The organism is Streptomyces sp. NBC_00876, from assembly GCF_045207435.1.
GTDB lineage: Bacteria > Actinomycetota > Actinomycetes > Streptomycetales > Streptomycetaceae > Streptomyces.
The window spans coordinates 7,329,362-7,346,409 of the sequence record NZ_CP108800.1; the positions used below are offsets into that span (position 1 = coordinate 7,329,362).

General features: G+C 72.8%; 15 protein-coding genes. 9 read left to right on the forward strand and 6 right to left on the reverse strand.

The genetic code is table 11. The features are described 5' to 3' along the window. Positions 1-30: 30 nt before the first annotated feature. The 5 genes from ligA to OG782_RS32130 all read left to right on the forward strand — a co-directional run bounded on the left by ligA (position 31) and on the right by OG782_RS32130 (position 7,142). Positions 31-2,127, forward strand: coding sequence for an NAD-dependent DNA ligase LigA (gene ligA, locus OG782_RS32110; protein ID WP_406456999.1), 2,097 nt, complete (start codon positions 31-33; stop codon positions 2,125-2,127). A 208-nt stretch (positions 2,128-2,335) separates the two neighbouring features. Further along, a complete protein-coding gene (locus OG782_RS32115; RefSeq protein WP_406457001.1) occupies positions 2,336-3,154 on the forward strand; it encodes a rod shape-determining protein in 819 nt (272 codons plus the stop codon). Continuing rightward, a complete protein-coding gene (locus OG782_RS32120; protein WP_406457003.1) occupies positions 3,151-3,873 on the forward strand; it encodes a hypothetical protein in 723 nt (240 codons plus the stop codon). The genes OG782_RS32115 and OG782_RS32120 overlap by 4 nt, the downstream gene beginning before the upstream one ends. A gap of 106 nt (positions 3,874-3,979) precedes the next feature. Then, positions 3,980-6,277: a protein translocase subunit SecD gene (gene secD, locus OG782_RS32125; RefSeq protein ID WP_406457005.1), complete on the forward strand. Its 2,298-nt coding sequence runs from the start codon at positions 3,980-3,982 to the stop codon at positions 6,275-6,277. 121 nt (positions 6,278-6,398) lie between these two features. After that, the gene (locus tag OG782_RS32130; protein WP_406459386.1) at positions 6,399-7,142 is read left to right on the forward strand and encodes a YoaK family protein; all 744 of its coding nucleotides are present in this window, start codon (positions 6,399-6,401) and stop codon (positions 7,140-7,142) included. Here the strand turns inward: OG782_RS32130 and OG782_RS32135 are convergent. Continuing rightward, entirely contained in the window at positions 7,132-7,941 is an 810-nt protein-coding gene (locus OG782_RS32135) for a helix-turn-helix domain-containing protein (RefSeq protein ID WP_406457007.1), read from the reverse strand. The genes OG782_RS32130 and OG782_RS32135 overlap by 11 nt on opposite strands. A gap of 60 nt (positions 7,942-8,001) precedes the next feature. Here OG782_RS32135 and OG782_RS32140 point away from each other — a divergent pair, with 60 nt between their 5' ends. Further along, the gene (locus OG782_RS32140; RefSeq protein ID WP_406457009.1) at positions 8,002-8,307 is read left to right on the forward strand and encodes a 4a-hydroxytetrahydrobiopterin dehydratase; all 306 of its coding nucleotides are present in this window, start codon (positions 8,002-8,004) and stop codon (positions 8,305-8,307) included. An 88-nt stretch (positions 8,308-8,395) separates the two neighbouring features. Here OG782_RS32140 and OG782_RS32145 read toward each other — a convergent pair whose 3' ends face one another. After that, entirely contained in the window at positions 8,396-9,358 is a 963-nt protein-coding gene (locus tag OG782_RS32145) for a LysR family transcriptional regulator (protein WP_406457011.1), read from the reverse strand. 91 nt (positions 9,359-9,449) lie between these two features. On the opposite strand from OG782_RS32145, the gene OG782_RS32150 reads away from it, so the two are divergent. Then, entirely contained in the window at positions 9,450-10,199 is a 750-nt protein-coding gene (locus OG782_RS32150) for a class I SAM-dependent methyltransferase (RefSeq protein ID WP_406457013.1), read from the forward strand. A 142-nt stretch (positions 10,200-10,341) separates the two neighbouring features. Beyond that, positions 10,342-11,274 (forward strand): class I SAM-dependent methyltransferase, encoded by a 933-nt coding sequence (locus OG782_RS32155; RefSeq protein ID WP_406457015.1) that lies wholly within the window; start codon positions 10,342-10,344, stop codon positions 11,272-11,274. A 3-nt stretch (positions 11,275-11,277) separates the two neighbouring features. Here the strand turns inward: OG782_RS32155 and OG782_RS32160 are convergent, their stop codons facing one another. The 4 genes from OG782_RS32160 to OG782_RS32175 all read right to left on the reverse strand — a co-directional run bounded on the left by OG782_RS32160 (position 11,278) and on the right by OG782_RS32175 (position 15,891). Next, entirely contained in the window at positions 11,278-11,763 is a 486-nt protein-coding gene (locus OG782_RS32160) for an RICIN domain-containing protein (protein ID WP_406457017.1), read from the reverse strand. Positions 11,764-11,848: 85 nt separating this feature from the next. After that, entirely contained in the window at positions 11,849-12,685 is an 837-nt protein-coding gene (locus OG782_RS32165; protein ID WP_406457019.1) for an aldo/keto reductase, read from the reverse strand. 158 nt (positions 12,686-12,843) lie between these two features. Continuing rightward, entirely contained in the window at positions 12,844-14,643 is a 1,800-nt protein-coding gene (locus OG782_RS32170; protein ID WP_406457021.1) for an AMP-dependent synthetase/ligase, read from the reverse strand. Between the two features lie 345 nt (positions 14,644-14,988). Then, positions 14,989-15,891: a LysR substrate-binding domain-containing protein gene (locus OG782_RS32175; protein WP_406457023.1), complete on the reverse strand. Its 903-nt coding sequence runs from the start codon at positions 15,889-15,891 to the stop codon at positions 14,989-14,991. A 117-nt stretch (positions 15,892-16,008) separates the two neighbouring features. Here OG782_RS32175 and OG782_RS32180 point away from each other — a divergent pair, with 117 nt between their 5' ends. Then, positions 16,009-17,037, forward strand: coding sequence for a bile acid:sodium symporter family protein (locus OG782_RS32180; RefSeq protein ID WP_406459388.1), 1,029 nt, complete (start codon positions 16,009-16,011; stop codon positions 17,035-17,037). The last annotated feature ends 11 nt before the right edge of the window (positions 17,038-17,048 follow it).

The following is a 17,048-nucleotide window of genomic DNA, read 5'->3' on the forward strand; positions in this document are numbered from 1 at the left end:
GTTGTCAGTGGTGGGCGGCAGGATGGGGGCATGACGAACTCAGCTGTTGTGCTCGCCGATGCCGCCGCCTACGCCGCCGCGGTCGAAGAGGCGTCGCAGGCCGCCGCCGCGTACTACGCCACGGGCGAGAGCACGCTCGACGACGATGCCTACGACCGGCTGGCGCGCGGGATCGCCGCATACGAACAGGACCACCCGCAGGACGTGCTGGCCGGATCGCCGACCGGCAAGGTGGCCGGCGGTGCGGCGGTCGGGGACGTGCCGCACACCGTGCCGATGCTCTCCCTGGACAATGTGTTCTCGGCCGAGCAGTTCGTCACCTGGACCGCCTCGCTGGAGCGCCGGATCGGCCGGCCGGTCACCGCCTGGAGCGTCGAGCCGAAGCTCGACGGCCTCGCCGTCGCCGCCCGCTACCGCGCGGGCCGGCTGGAACAGCTGATCACCCGCGGCGACGGCACCGCGGGCGAGGACGTCTCGCATGCGATCGGCACCGTGGTGGGCCTGCCCGGGCAGCTCGCCGAACCGGTCACGATCGAGATGCGCGGCGAGATCCTCATGACGGCCGAGCAGTTCGAGCAGGCCAACACGGTCCGCACCGAACACGGCGGCGCACCCTTCGCCAACGCGCGCAACGGCGCGGCGGGCACCCTGCGTGCCAAGGACCGCCCGTACACGGTGGAGATGACGTTCTTCGCGTACGGCGTCCTCGCGCTGCCCGACTCGGGGGAGCTCACCGACACGCTGGCCGGGCTGCCCCACAGCGAGACCCTCGCGTACGCGGCGGGGCTCGGTGTGCACACCGCGGCGGACACGGCGGTGGCGCCGCGCACCGTCACCACTGTCGAGGACGTCCAGTCACGGGTGGAGGAAGTCGCCTCGCTGCGCGCCTCGTTGCCCTTCGGTATCGACGGCATCGTCATCAAGGCGGACCTCGCCGCCGACCAGCGCGACGCCGGCTCCGGCACCCGGGCGCCGCGCTGGGCCATCGCGTACAAGCTGCCGGCCGTCGAGAAGGTCACCCGGCTCCTCGGCGTCGAGTGGAATGTGGGGCGGACCGGCATCATCGCGCCGCGCGCCGTGCTGGAGCCGGTGGAGATCGACGGATCGACCGTCAGCTACGCCACCCTGCACAACCCCGCCGACATCACCCGCCGCGACCTGCGGATCGGCGACCACGTGATGGTCTACAAGGCCGGCGACATCATTCCCCGCATCGAGGCCCCCGTCGCCCACCTGCGGACCGGTGACGAGCAGCCGGTCGTCTTCCCCGAGTCCTGCCCCCAGTGCGGTTCCGAGATCGACACCAGCGAGCAGCGCTGGCGCTGTGTCCGCGGCCGCGACTGCCGCCTCGTGGCCTCCATCTCGTACGCGGCGGGGCGCGACCAGCTCGACATCGAGGGCCTCGGCGCGACGCGGGTCGTCCAGCTCGTCGACGCCGGCCTGGTCGCTGACTTCGCCGACCTGTTCACCCTGGAGCGCGAGCAGCTGCTCGGGCTGGAACGGATGGGCGAGACGAGCACCGACAATCTGCTCGCCGCGATCGACGCGGCACGCGCCCAGCCGCTCTCCCGGGTCTTCTGCGCCCTGGGTGTGCGGGGCACCGGGCGCTCGATGTCGCGGCGGATCGCCCGGTACTTCGCGGACATGGACCGGATCAGAGCCGCCGACGTGGAGACGCTCCAGCTCGTCGACGGCATCGGCAAGGAGAAGGCGGCGGGGGTCGTCGCGGAGCTGGTGGAGCTCGCCCCGCTGATCGAGAAGCTGGTCGCCGCCGGGCTCACGATGACGGAACCGGGTGCGACCCCGCCGCCGGAGCCGGGCGAGGAGGGCGCCGCGGCGGCGGACACCGAGGGGGCTGCGGACGGCCGGCCGCTCGACGGGATGACCGTGGTGGTGACCGGGGCCATGACGGGCGCGCTGGAGAAGCTCTCGCGCAACCAGATGAACGAGCTGATCGAGCGGGCCGGCGGAAAGTCCTCCTCCAGCGTCTCCAAGCGCACCACGTTGCTGGTGGCCGGTGAGAAGGCCGGGTCCAAGCGGACGAAGGCGGAGGACCTGGGGGTCCGGATCGCCGCCCCCGAGGAGTTCGCGGAACTGATCGCGGAGTTCCTGCCGTCCGGGGTGTGACCGGCGGCCGCCGGACGTACGGGCGCAACGGCCCCGGGCGTCCGGCGGCGCGGAGCCCGTTCGGCGCGAAGCGTCGCACCCCTTTGATTTTGCACGGGAGTGGCTTTCTTTGCCTCCCTATTGCATAGTGATGGTTCGGTCTTGCCTCGCTATCAGCGGGTCAACGGGTGTGTGAACGGCGGCGGAAGCAGGCCGGGGGTGAGGGGCGATGCGTTCTCTGCGCGACGGACAGCGATCCGGGCGGCCGGCCCACCGGCAGCACCGGGGCGCCACCCGCGGGCTCGCGCTCGACCTCGGCAGCTCCCGGACCCGCGCCTGGATCCCCGGGCAGGGCGTCGTCGCCGACACCGGAACCGAGACGGGCGGTGCGGACGGGCACGGCCGTCCGGTGCGGCGCGGACGCATCGTCGACACCGAGTCGTGCGGCCGGATGCTGGCCCGTATCGCCGATACGGCCCTGGGCGCCGACCGCAGCGACACGGTGATCGTGCTCAGCCACCCCGTCCTGGCCGGGGCCGAACACCGTACGGCCGCACGGGACATCCTCCGCGCACTCGGCCCGTCGAGCGTCATCGTCCTGGACAGTGCCAGGGCCGCGGCCGCCTGCGCCGGACCGCAGGACGGCGGCCCGCTGATCGTCGTCGACATCGGTGCCGAACTGACCGAGGTCACCCTCCTCGTCGACGGCATGGTCCGTGACGCCCGTCTGGCCGAGACCGGCCTCAGCGACCTGGCCCCCGGTGAACCGCCCACGGCCGTCGTCCGTACCGTCCTGGACATGATCATGGCGATGTGGCAGCAGGACCGGCACGGTGCGCTCCTCGGAGCCCTGCGCAGGGGCCCGTTGCTCGCCGGAGGCGGCGCGCTGCGCCCGGACGTCACCAACCGCATCGCGGTCCGCCTCGGCGTCCCGGTCCGGCTGTCGGACGACCCCGCGACCACGGTGGTGCGCGGTGCCGGGCTGCTCCTCAGCTCGGTGCTCCGCCACGCCACGGTCGCACCGGACCTGCCCGGCCGGTCCGGGTGACCCCCCTCCCGGGGGCGCCCCGGGGGAACGCGCCTTCCCGCCGGCCGGACGGCCCGGCGCTCCACGGGCGCCGGGCGGCCGCCCGGCAGTTCCTGGCCGCGCTGATCCTTGCCGTCCTCGCCGTCGCCGGCGGTGCACCCGCAGCCGCGGGGGCCGGACTCCCCGCCGCGGCCGCCCCGGCACCCTTCGCAGCCGCCCCGGCCGGAACCCGGCCGGCCGCCCAGCACACCGACCGTTCCCCGGACGCGGGCCGTTCCCTGCGCACGGACCGCTCCGCCCAGCAGACAGTCCGGTCCCAGCACACCGACCGTTGCCTCCGCTCCCCGCGCACGGACCGGTCCGTGCGGACCCACCGGGCCGAGCGCACCCCGGCGGTCCGCGACAGCCGGACCCCCCGAAGTACCGGCTCCGTCACCGCCGTCGGAACCCACCGCTCGGGACCGGCGGCCGCACCCCAGCCATGGGCGGCGGCCGAGCATCCCCGTACCCCTCAGCACCTGCCGCCGCCCGGCCCCGGCACCCTGCCGCCGCGCGCGCCCGGCATCCCGCTCCCGCCCCCCGTCCCCGGGTCCGCACCCGCCGCACCATCGGCCGCCGCCGACCGCTTCCGTGCCGCGCTTCCCGGCGTGCGCGGGCCTCCGAGGGCCGCCGCACACCGGCCGGGGGACCTGTCACCGGTCCCGACCCACACCACTGCCGGACCGCTCCCGCCGTCCTGAGCCGAGCCGTCGAACCGCCGCCCGCCGCGCGGTCCGACGGCACGGCGCCGTGCCCTTCGGGCAACCGGGGCGAGGGCCGTCCGGCGCCCCCTCGGAGGAAACACCCATGACCCGTGCCACCACGGTGCGGGCGGTTCTGGCTGCGGCCGTACTGCTCGTCTCCGTGTTCATCACGCTGACCATGTCCCCCAGACTCGGCCTCGACCTCAAGGGCGGCACCAGAATGGTGCTGCAGGCCAAGGATTCCGAGACCGCGAAGGCCGACCGGGAGAGCACCGACCGCACGCTGGAGGTACTGCGCCTGCGCATCGACTCGCTCGGTGTCACGGAGCCGACCCTGACCCGTTCCGGTGAGGACCGGATCATCGTCGAACTGCCGGACGTCCAGGACCCCCGCAAGGCCGCCGATGTCATCGGCAGAACCGCACAGCTCACCTTCCACGCCGTACAGGGTCCCGGCACACCGGACGCCGGGAACGAAGGTGACGGGCTGACGCTGCCCGACGAACAGGGCGCCGCCCTCGCACTCGGCCCCGCCGCACTCTCCGGCGCGGGCGTCAAGGAGGCCTCCGCCGCGTTCGACGCCCAGCAGGGCGCCGGCTGGACCGTCTCACTCGACTTCCACAAGGACGCCGGCCGGGACTGGACCCGGCTGACCGGGGAAGCGGCCTGCCACCCGGTCCAGGACGAGCGGCGCCGGGTCGCCATCGTCCTCGACAAGCAGGTGATCTCCTCGCCGCAGGTCTCCCCGGGTGTCGCCTGCGGCACCGGCCTGCCCTCCGGCTCCACCCAGATCACCGGATCGTTCAGCGCGGACGAGGCACGCGAACTCGCCCTGCTGATCCAGGGCGGCGCGCTGCCCGTGCCCGTCGAGATCGTCGAGCAGCGGACGGTCGGCCCGACGCTCGGCGCCGACGCCATCGACGCCAGCGCCCGCGCCGCCCTCATCGGCGCGGCGGCCACGGCCCTGTTCATCACCGTCGTCTACCGCCTCTTCGGCGCCCTCGCCGCCGTGGCCCTCGCCGCCTACGGAGTGATCTCGTACGCGGCACTCGTCGCGCTCGGTGTCACCCTCACCCTGCCGGGACTCGCCGGGTTCGTCCTGGCCATCGGAATGGCCGTCGACGCGAACGTGCTCGTCTTCGAACGGGCCAGGGAGGAACACGCCCTGCGCCCGGGCCAGCCCCTGCGCACCTCGCTCACCGCCGGGTTCCGGCACGCCTGGAGCGCCGTCGCCGACTCCAACGTGACGACGCTCATCGCGGCGGGACTGCTCTTCTTCCTCGGCTCCGGGCCGGTCAAGGGCTTCGGTGTCACGCTCGGCATCGGTGTTCTGGCGTCGATGTTCTCCGCGCTCGTCATCGCCCGCGCGCTCACCGAGACGGCCGCCCGCTCCCGGTTCGTCAGCGACTACCGGGGCGTCAACGGCATCGCGAGCCCCGGCCGGGTCCGGACCTGGATCGCCCGCCGCGACCCGCAGCTGATGCGCTCGCCCCGCCGCTGGCTGCTGATCTCCACGGCCCTGATCGCGGTGGCGGTGGCGGGCATCGTGGTGCGCGGCGTCAACCTGGGCGTCGAGTTCACCGGCGGCCGGCTCGTGGAGTACGCGACCAGCCGGCCCGTCGACGTGGAGACCGCGCGCACCGCGCTGGCCGGTGCGGGCTTCGCCGACGCCGAGGTCACCACGGCGGGTGCCGGTGACATCTCGGTGCGGACCGGCAACCTCGACAACGACGGCGAACACGCGCTGCGCACCGCCCTCGCCGAGGAGGGCGGCGAGACCACCAAGGTCCGCGACGAACTCATCGGCCCCAGCCTGGGTGACGAACTGCGGCGCAACGCCCTGATCGCCCTGGCCATCGCCGTCCTCGTCCAGCTGGCCTATCTGGCGATCCGGTTCCGCTGGACCTTCGCCGTGGCCTCGGTCGGGGCGCTCGTCCATGACGTGATCATTCTCGTCGGGGCCTTCGCCTGGCTGGGACGCACCGTCGACGGCATCTTCCTGGCGGCGCTCCTCACCGTCATCGGATACTCCGTCAACGACTCCGTCGTGGTCTTCGACCGGGTCAGGGAACTCTGGGCGAAGGCCCGCAGGCAGCCACTGGCGGACGTGGCGAACCGGGCCGTCCTGCAGACCGTCCCCAGAACGGTCAACACCGGGATGGGCGCCCTGTTCATCCTCACCGCACTGGCCGTGCTGGGCGGCGACTCCCTCGCGGACTTCGCCCTCGCCCTGCTGATCGGCATCGTCGTCGGTACGTACTCCTCGGTCATGACGGCCGTACCGGCCGCGGTCCTGCTGGAACGCAGCAGCAAGGCCCCGCCGCCCGCCCGCACCCGCGTCCCGCGCGGCAGGTCCGGGGCCGGGCACCGCGACCCGGCCGACAACGGGGCGCGCGTGTAGCGAGGACGCGCTCGCCCCTGCGCCGTTCGGGCGGCACAGGGGCGACGCGCGTCGGTCTGTCATTCGGCCCGGGCACAGCGGCACAATCCGGAGCACCCCACCCCGTGATCGGAGCGTGCCCGTGCCCGTCGTCCTGCGTGAGGCATGGAGCACCCTCGTACCGGACATGAACGACCGGCACGGGCCGCTGCCGCCGCTCATGCTCGCCCTGACCGTCGTCACCGGACTGGTCGACGCCGTCAGCTATCTGGAACTGGGCCGGGTCTTCGTCGCCAACATGACGGGCAATGTGGTCTTCGCCGGCTTCGCGTTCGCCGGAGCCCCCGGATTCTCCCTGGCCGCCTCCCTGGTCGCGCTCGGCGCGTTCGCGGCCGGGGCGCTGTCCGGCGGGCTGATCATCCATCACTCCCACGCCCACCGGGGCCGCATGCTGCTGCACGCCGTAGGGGTGGAGACGCTGTGCGTCCTGGCCGCCCTCGTCGTCACCCTCGTCTCGGGCAGCCCGTACGACGGCGGCGTCCGCTTCGCCCTCATCGTGCTGCTCGCCCTGGGGCTCGGCGTACAGAACGCCGTCTCGCGCGCGCTCGCCGTCCCCGACCTCACCACCACCGTCCTGACCCTGACCATCACCGGCATCGCCTCCGACGGCAGGCTCGCCGGGGGAGGCGGCAGCAGGGCGGGCCGCCGGATCCTCTCGGCCGCCGCCATGCTGGCCGGCGCCCTCGTGGGCGCCGTGGCCGTGCTGCACGGGCATGCGACCCTGCCGCTGCTCCTGGCCGTGGTGATCCTCGGGGCGGTGTGTCTGGCCGCCCATGTCCTGGCCCGCGCGGACGCCCCGTGGGCCCGGCCGGTCGTCAAGAACTGAGCGACCGCAGATATGCGGCGGTGGCCTGATCGGCCGGCAACAGCGTCTCGATGGCCAGCTCAGCCACCGTCACATCCATCGGGGTGTTGAACGTCGCGATGGACGCCACGAAGGAGAGCAGCCGCCCGTCGTGCTCGACCAGCAGGGGCAGGGCGAACGGTACGGAGGCCGAGGGCCCGGCCCACTCCTGGTCCCCGCCGTGCTCCGACGCCACCGGATAGCCGGCGACCTCCTCGTACAGCTCACGCAGCTCCGCCGAGCGGACCAGAGCGATCTGACGCTCCATCTGCGCCAGCAGATCGGCCCGCCACTCCCGCAGATTGCGGATCCGCGGGGCCATTCCCTCCGGGTGCAGGGTGAGCCGCATCGCGTTCAGCGGCGGGACGAGCAGGTGCTCCGACACTCCGTCCAGCAGCCGGGCCATCCCCTGATTGGCGGCCACCACCGTGTAGAGGCCGTCGACGACGAACGCCGGATACGGGTCGTATCCCCGGAGCAGCCGGTCCATGCCCTCGCGCAGCGCACCCATCGCGGGGTCGTCGAGCGCGGTCTCCGTGTAGCGCGGTGCGTAACCGGCCACCACCAGAAGGGCGTTGCGCTCCCGTACGGGTACGTCCAGCCGCTCGGCGAGCCGCAGGACCATCTCCTCGCTGGGGCGGGAGCGGCCCGTCTCGATGAAGGAGATGTGCCGGGCCGAGGAGTCGGCCCGCAGCGCCAGTTCCAGCTGACTGATCCGGCGCCGCTCCCGCCAGCTGCGCAGCAGCGGCCCTACCCCCGTGTCATGCGCGACAGTTGTCATACCGAGACCGTAACGTCACGGGAACCGCCGACCAGCAGTCCCTACCGAGGGAGTCACCGCATGCCCGCCGCACCGCTGCCGCAGAACGAGATCGAGGACCGGCTGCGCGATCTGCCCGGCTGGACGCTGGAGGGGGACCGGATCACCCGCACCTACCGGCTCCCGACACATTTCGCCGCCGCCGGTCTCACCGTGCACATCGCCCGGATCCAGGACGAGCTCAACCACCACTCCGACCTGACGCTCGGCTACAACACCGTCGCGATCTCCGTGAACTCCCACGACGCGGGCGGAAAGGTCACCGAGAAGGACCTGGGCCTGGCCGCCAGGATCGCGGCCGTGGCCCCCGGACACGGAGCGGAGTAGCCGAGGGGCGGCCCAGGCGGTCCGCCGGGGTCGCGACCATGCCCCCGGACGCGGAGCGGGGTGGCCGAGGGACGGCCCCGACGGTCCGTCAGGGCGCGGCGCCGAAGCGGGGATGCGCGGCGAGCCAGCGCGTGTAGCTGTCGCTGCGCTCCACCGCCTGGGTGTACGCGGCCCGGGTGTGCCCGCTCACCGCTTTGGCCGCCGCCGAAGCGGCCGCCGACCGGGGGTTGCGGCCCAGCAGATGGCGCCAGCTGAGCGGCGAACCGGTGACCGGCCGCGTCACGATGCCCGGCGTCGGCGGGAAGGTCGCCCGGCACAGCCCGACCGCACGCCCCACCTGCACCAGATGGACGACGGAAGCGGTGTCGGTCTCGTACACCGACACCGGACTGAAGCCGGCCCGTGCGCAGGCGGCCACGAAGCAGTCCGCGAAACAGCCGTCGCCGGGCACATCGGCCCAGCATTCGTCCGCCAGCGCGGAGAGCTCCAGCTCGGTCTCCCCGGCCAGCGCATGGCTCTCCGGCAGCATCACGAAGACCGGATCGATCCCGACGACCTCCCACTCCAGCCGGTCCGCAGCCGGCGGCGGGCTCTCGCCGCAGGCCCCGATCAGCGCGAAGTCAAGCCGTCCGTCCACCAGTTGGGCGGCGATCTCCGTCACCGACCAGGAGGTGTACGTGGACACCGGTGCGGTCGGGTGCGCCGCTGCCAGCCGGTCGACGAGGCCGCCCAGCAACGGGCCGTGCGTACCGCCCAGCCGGAACCGCTCCATCGTCCCCCACGCGTTGGCGAACCGCACCGCCTCCTCCTGGAGCTCGCTGACGGCCGGCAGCACCACTCGCGCCCGCTCCAGCACCAGCTCGCCCAGGAGCGTCGGCCGGGCACCCGTGTGGTCCCGTTCGAACAAGGGGCCGCCCAGCGCCTTCTCGATCCGTCGCAGCTGCGCGCTCAGAGCGGGCTGGGCAAGCCCGAGAGCGGCGGCCGCCTTGGTGAGGCTTCCGGTGTCGGCGATGGCACGTACGGTTCGCAGATGGCGCAACTCCAGCTCCATAACGGCAAGTTATGGCCCCCGTGGCCCAGCGGCAATACGGGCGTTGCCGTTGCGTCGTCCGATGCCGCAACCGTGTCCTACAGTCGGCCGGATGCTGGACTACAACGAAGAAGCGGCCGCCTACGACGCCACGCGCGGCGGCGTGCCCCGCGCCGAGGCGGCTGCGGCCGCGGTGCTCGGCCTGATTCCGCCCACCGCCCGCACGCTGCTGGACATCGGCTGCGGCACGGGACTCGTCACTGAGCGGATCGCCGGCGGCCGACCCGGTATGCGGGTGTTCGGCTCCGACGCCGCCGACGGCATGGCCCGTGTGGCCCGCCGGCGCATCGCAGCCGTTGCGCTCGCCGACGCACGCCGGCTGCCCCTGCGCGAGGCGGCGGTCGATGCGGTGACCGCGGTCTGGCTGCTGCACCTGCTGCGCGAGGAGGGGGCCGTGCGCGCGGTGGTGGCACAGGCGGCGCGGGTGCTGAGGCCGGGCGGCGTGTTCGTGACCACCGTCGACAAGGACGCGGCGCACGACGTGGGCAGCGACATCGACGAGGCCTTCGCACCGTATCTGGCGCCCAGTCCGTCCGACGCGACGGAGCGGATCATCGAGTACGGCGCCGCGTGCGGCCTCGACGCGGTGGGCAGCGCCGTCTTTCGCGGGCACGGGCAGGGGCGGACCCCGCTGAGCGCGGCACACGCGGTGCGGCGCGGCTATTTCGCCTCCCGCCTGGCCCTGCCCGGGACGGCCGCCGACCAGCTCGCCCAGGTCCTGGCCGCGCTGCCCGGGCCCGACCGCCGGCGCCCCGATCCGGAGTACCGGCTGCTGGCGTTCCGCCGCCGGCCGGAGGCGTGAGGCGCGGCGGCCCCCAGCCCGCAGCACCGCGGTCCCGGTTCCCCTGCCCAGCCCGGCCGGGCTGCCGTACCCGGCCACCGGCGACTTGCCGATCCGGCAAGAATGTTTGCCTGTCCGCCGGACGCACATCGACGCTGTTCCCATGAGCAACCACACCGGACACGGGCACGGTCATCACGAGGGCAGCCACGGACACCGGCACGAGAGCACGCACGGCAACCACCACGATGCCGGGGACTTCGACTGGGACGTCATGGGACCGCTGCTGGAGCAGAACGCCGAACTCAGCAGCGAGCAGTACACCGAGGCCGCCCGCTGGATCGGCGGCCTGCCCACCGCACCGAAGGTCCGGCGCGTCCTGGACATCGGCAGCGGACCGGGCGTGATCTCCTGCCTGCTCGCCGAGACGTTCCCGGAGGCTGAGGTCGTCGCGGTGGACGGCACCCCCGCCCTGCTGGAGCGCACCCGCGACCGCGCCGCGCGCCTGGGGCTCGGCGACCGGGTCACGACCCTGCACGCCGACATCCCCGGCGACCTCGCGGCCCTGGGACAGGCGGACCTGATCTGGGCCGGCAACGCCCTGCACCACATGGGCGACCAGCGCGCCGTCCTGGCCGGATTCGCCGGGCTGCTGCACCCCGGCGGCACCGTCGCGCTGGTCGAGGGCGGACTCCAGCCGCGTCAGCTCCCGCGCGACCTCGGCTTCGGCCGGCCCGGCCTGGAGGCCAGGATGGAGGCGGTGCAGGCCGAGCTCTTCGAGGAGATGCGCGCGGACCTGCCCGACGCCCGGCGCGAGAACGAGGACTGGGCCGCCCTGTTCACCGCCGTGGGCCTCGCCCCGCAGGGCACCCGCAGCTTCCTGCTCGACCTGCCCGCGCCGCTCACCGACGTGGCGCGCGACCACGTCATCGCCGAGTTCACCCGCCGCCGCGACGGGCTGGGAGACCGCCTGGACGCCGAGGACACCGCGGTGCTCGACCGGCTGCTCGACCCCGAGGACCCGGCCGGACTGCACCGGCGCCCCGACACGTATCTGCTGATGGCCCGCACGGTCCATCTGGGCCGCCGCGCCTGAACCTCAGTCGCGCCGGGGCGTGCCGGACACCGGCTCCAGCCGCCACCACTGGCCGGGGGAGTCGGTGTCCTCCCACTGCTGGACGCCGGCGCCCTTCTCCTTGCTGCCGTCGGCGACCTCCAGGACCAGTCCGCTGACGAAGCTGACCAGTGTCACCGTGCCCGGCGCCTCCAGATGCCGTTCGATCAGCCACTCCTGGGCACCGAAGTTGTTGGCCCGCCACTGCTGGATCAGGGCGCCGTTCTCCGTGGACGCGCCGCGCACGTCCAGACGCTTGCCGCTGTGCGCGTTGACCACGTGGTGGAGGGCCGCACCCTCGTGGACGGGGACGAACTCCCAGTGCTGGGTCGCCGTCCCGTCCTGCTCGTTCTGCTGCACCGGTGCGCCGCCGCCCTTCGCGGCGTCCCGCACCTCGAGCACCAGGCCGCTGCCCACATTGCGCAGCCGGTAAAGACCCGCCCCGACGACGGGCGCGGTGTCCCCGGTCATGTCCGGTCCCTTCGTACGGCGAAACCGCCGCCCGGCTCTCGGCCGGGCGGCGGTCACGGGTGGAGCTGCGGCGTTACGGCAGGCCTCAGGCGCCGAGGTTGAACTCGCCCGGGTTCGGGCCGAGCCGCTTGCCCTCGTCCAGCGCCGCGAACGCGGCGAGGTCGTCGGCGTCCAGCTCGAAGCCGAACACATCGATGTTCTCCGCGATCCGCGACGGCGTCACGGACTTGGGGATCACCACGTTGCCCGTCTGAAGGTGCCAGCGGAGCACCGCCTGGGCCGGGGTGCGGCCGTGCTTCTGGGCGACCGCGACGACCGTCGGGACCTCCAGGAGGCCCTTGCCCGAGCCCAGCGGCGACCACGCCTCGGTCGCGATGCCGTGCTCGGCGTGCAGGGCACGCAACTCGGCCTGCTGGAGCTGCGGGTGCAGCTCGATCTGGTTGAGCGCCGGCACCACGGAGGTCTCGCCCAGGAGGCGCTCCAGGTGCTCGGGGAGGAAGTTCGACACCCCGATGGCCTTCGCACGGCCGTCGGCGTAGATCTTCTCGAACGCCCGGTAGGTGTCGACGTACGCGTCCTTCGCCGGCACCGGCCAGTGGATCAGGTACAGGTCGACGTAGTCGAGACCCAGCTTGTCGAGCGAGGCGTCGAAGGCGCGCAGCGTCGCGTCGTAACCCTGCTCGGTGTTCCACAGCTTCGTGGTCACGAAGAGCTCGTCGCGGGCGACGTCCGAGGCGGCGATGGCCTTTCCGGTGCCCACCTCGTTCTGGTAGATCGCGGCGGTGTCGATGCTCCGGTAACCGGACTCGATGGCTGTGGTGACCGCCTGCGCGGCCTCGTCGTCCGGCACCTGCCAGACTCCGAAACCGAGCTGGGGCATCTCGACGCCGTTGTTGAGGGTGAGGGAGGGGACCTGGCTCACGAGCGGTCGATCCTAACGTTGTGGGGTGGGACTCCCAGGGTGAACGAACGGAACGGCCCGCACATTCCCGTCCGCGCGCCGGATTCCGAAGGAACGCTACCTCCGGCGCGTCCCGCCGGAGCGGTACTCCGGCCGGGGCGCGCACCGGGCGGCTCCGATCAGCGGTACAGCGCGTCCACCTCGGCCGCGTACGCCGTCTCGATCGCCTTGCGCTTGAGCTTCAGCGACGGCGTCAGCAGACCGTGCTCCTCGCTGAACTGGTGCGCCAGGATCCTGAACGTACGGATGGACTCGGCCTGCGAGACCGCCGTGTTCGCGGCCACCACGGCCCGGCGGACCTCCATCTCCAGGTCCGGGTCCCGCACCAGCTCGCCGGGGGAGAGCGGCCGGCGGCCCTGCATGGCCAGCCAGTGCTCGACGGACTCCTGGTCCACGGTGACCAGGGCCGCGATGTACGGCCGGTCGTTGCCCACCACGATGCACTGGGCCACCAGCGGATGCGCCCGCACCCGTTCCTCCAGGCCGGTGGGCGCGACGCTCTTGCCGCCGGACGTCACCAGGATCTCCTTCTTCCGCCCGGTGATCGTGAGATAGCCGTCCTCGTCCAGCGCACCGAGGTCGCCGGTGGCCAGCCAGCCGTCGTTGAGCACCGCGTCGGTGGACTTCGGGTCGCCGAGGTATCCGCCGAACACATTGGCGCCGTACACCCACACCTCGCCGTCGTCGGCGATGTGCACGGTGGTGCCGGGGATCGGCTGCCCGACCGTGCCGTAGCGGGTGCGCTCCGGGGGGTTGGCGGTGGCCGCGGCCGTCGACTCGGTCAGTCCGTACCCCTCGTACACCGTGACACCCGCGCCCGCGAAGAACAGCCCGAGCTGGCGCTCCATCCCGGAGCCGCCCGACATGGCGTGCCGGATCCGGCCGCCCATCGCCTCGCGCACCTTCCTGTACACGACCTTCTCGAAGAACTGGTGCTGCATCCGCAGCCCGGCGGACGGACCGGGGCCCGTGCCGAAGGCCCGTGCCTCCATCGCCTCCGCGTACTTCACCGCGATGTCGACGGCCTTGTCGAACGGCCCGGCCCGGCCCTCCGCCTCGGCCTTGCGGCGGGCACCGTTGAAGACCTTCTCGAAGATGTACGGCACCGCCAGGATGAACGTGGGACGGAACGAGACCAGATCGGGCATCAGCGCCCTCGCCGACAGCTCCGGCTGATGGCCCAGCTTCACCCGGCCGCGGATCGCGGCGATCTCCACCATCCGCCCGAAGACATGCGCCAGCGGCAGGAAGAGCAGCGTCGCCGCCTCGTCGCCCGGCTTGGAGTGGAACACCGACTCCCAGCGCGAGACCATGGTGTCCGTCTCGAACATGAAGTTGGCGTGCGTGATCACACAGCCCTTGGGGCGTCCCGTCGTGCCCGAGGTGTAGATGATGGTCGCCACGGACTCGGGCGTCACCGCACGCCGGTGCCGGTGCACCACCTCGTCCTCGACGTGCGCGCCGGCCTCGACCAGTTCCGCCACCGCGTCGGCGTCCAGCTGCCAGAGCCGCTTCAGCTGCGGCAGCCGGTCGATCACCGAGGCGATCGTCATCGCGTGGTCCTCGTGCTCGACCAGCACCGCCGACACCTCCGCGTCGTGCAGCATCCACAGGACCTGCTCGGCGGAGGACGTCGGATAGACCGGTACGGACTGCGCGCCGACCGCCCACAGGGCGAAGTCGAAGAGCGTCCACTCGTAGCGGGTGCGGGACATGAGGGCGACCCGGTCGCCGAACCGCACCCCGTGCGCGATCAGCCCCTTGGCCAGCGCCAGCACCTCGTCGCGGAACGTCGCCGAGGTGACGTCCCGCCAGCGGCCGCCCGCATCTTTTCGGCCGAGCGCGATCCGGTGCGGATCCTCCTCGGCGTAGTCGAACACGACATCCGCGAGCCCGCCTGCGCAGGGCGCGGCCGCCATGGGTGGGACAGTGAACTCGCGCAATGACCTGCTCCTTGTGGCGCTCCGCACAGCGCCGTGACGCTACCCCACCGGGCGCTGCGGCGGGAGAGCAGGGAACTGTCCGTACAACGTGGCATCTGCACTGGTCAGGGGCCGAAATCCGGCCAGATGGGCAAGGCTCGGGCGCTCATCCGACCAAGGAGTAAGTGGCTCGCGCGGGAATCTCCACCGAATCTGTACGTCGCGATCACTGCCGTTGTGGGCGGGTACGGGTGGATGATCCCCATCCGCCGGGCCGTCGAGGGTTGTCCGCCCGGCACCGGACCGTCGCGTACCGGCCATTCTCCCCCTCCGCGTCCCAGGTCATGCATCGCCCTGCCCGCGGACCGTACCGACCCCGCCGGGCGGCCGGATCAGCCGGTCCCCGCCCGCCAGGATCGCCGCCGCCAGCGCGTCCGCCGCCTGCTGCGCGCCGTCCCGGCGGCGGCCGTGCAGCAGGACGAAGTCCACGTCACCGAGGTCCGGCAGCCCCGCCCTGGCCGCGACCGGGGCCAGCCCGGGCGGGATCAGGCCGCGGCTGTGCGCCATCACGCCGAGCCCCGCACGGGCGGCCGCGATCAGCCCGCTGAGGCTGCCGCTCGTACACGCCACCCGCCAGGACCGGCCCTGTTCCTCCAGGACCTCCAGCGCGCGGGCCCGGGTGATGCCCGGCGGCGGGAAGAGGATCAGCGGCACCGGGCGGTCCGGGTCGATCCGCAGCCCCGGCGCACCGATCCAGGTCAGCGCGTCCTGCCGGACCAGCTCCCCGTGGGTGTCCCCGGCGCGCCGCTTGGCGAGCACCAGATCGAGCCGGCCCGCGGCCAGCCGCTGGTGCAGCGTCCCCGACAGCTCCACGGTCAGCTCCAGTTCGACCTCCGGATGGTCGCGGCGGAAGGACTGGAGGATCTCGGGCAGCCGGGTCAGCACGAAGTCCTCCGACGCCCCGAACCGCAGCCGCCCGCGCAGCCGGGTCCCGGTGAAGAACGCCGACGCCCGTTCGTGGGCCTCCAGGATCGTCCGGGCGAAACCGAGCATCGCCTCGCCGTCCACGGTGAGACCGACCCGGTGCGTGTCCCGGACGAACAGCCGGCGCCCGGTCGCGTCCTCCAGCCGGCGCACGTGCTGGCTCACCGTGGACTGCCGCACGCCGAGCCGGCGGGCGGCCGCGGTGAAGCTCAGCGTCTGGGCGACGGCCAGGAAGGTGCGCAGCTGCACGGGGTCGTACATGGCGACACGTTATCGCGAACCGTGATCACAGTCAGAGCGGTATACCGGATTCCCGATGTAGCTGATCAGGAGCAGGATGAACAGGGCGCGACCCCGAACGAGAGACACGTGGAGCACATGAACCGCCGCACCCCGCAGTTGCCGTCCTGGCTGCCGATCGACGCGTACATACTGGCCCTGATTGGCACCGTCGTACTGGCGGCGCTGCTGCCTGCCTCCGGGGCGGCCGCCGATGTGGCGGGCGGAGCCTCGACGGGGGCGGTCGCGTTCCTCTTCTTCCTCTACGGCGCACGGCTCTCCACCGCCGAAGCCCTCGGCGGACTCAAGCACTGGCGGCTCCACCTCACCGTCCTGGCCTGCACGTTCATCGCCTTCCCGCTGCTGGGCCTGGCGAGCAGGGGGCTGGTGCCGTACGTCCTGACGCCCGAGCTGCAGAGCGGCTTCCTCTTCCTCTGCCTCGTCCCCTCGACCATCCAGTCGTCGATCGCCTTCACCTCGATCGCCCGCGGCAACGTGCCCGCCGCGATCTGCGCGGGCTCCTTCTCCTCGATCGCCGGCATCTTCATCACCCCGCTCCTCGCTGCGGCGCTCCTCGGCAACAGCGGCGGCGGCTTCTCCGCCGGTGCACTGCTCAGGATCGGCGTACAACTGCTGCTGCCGTTCATCGCGGGACAGCTCCTGCGCCGCTGGATCGGCGGCTTCATCGCCCGGCACAGGAAGGTACTGGGCCATGTCGACCGTGGCTCGATCCTGCTCGTCGTCTACACCGCGTTCAGTGAGGGCATGGTCAACGGCATCTGGCACCGGATCACCCCGGGCCGGCTCGGGGCGCTGCTCGGCGCCGAGGCGGTCCTGCTCGCCCTCATGCTCGCGCTGAGCTGGTACGGGGCGAAGCGGCTCGGGTTCGGCCGCGAGGACCGCATCGCCATCCAGTTCGCGGGCTCCAAGAAGAGCCTGGCCTCGGGGCTGCCGATGGCGACGGTGCTCTTCGGCGCGCAGGCGAGCCTCGCGGTGCTCCCGCTGATGCTGTTCCACCAGATGCAGCTCATGGTGTGCGCGGTGATCGCGAAGCGACGCGCCCGCGACCCGCAGGACACCGGCACGGACGGCGCCGGCGCGGCGCGGGAGCCCGTCACGGTGGGCTGAGGCCGGCTGCC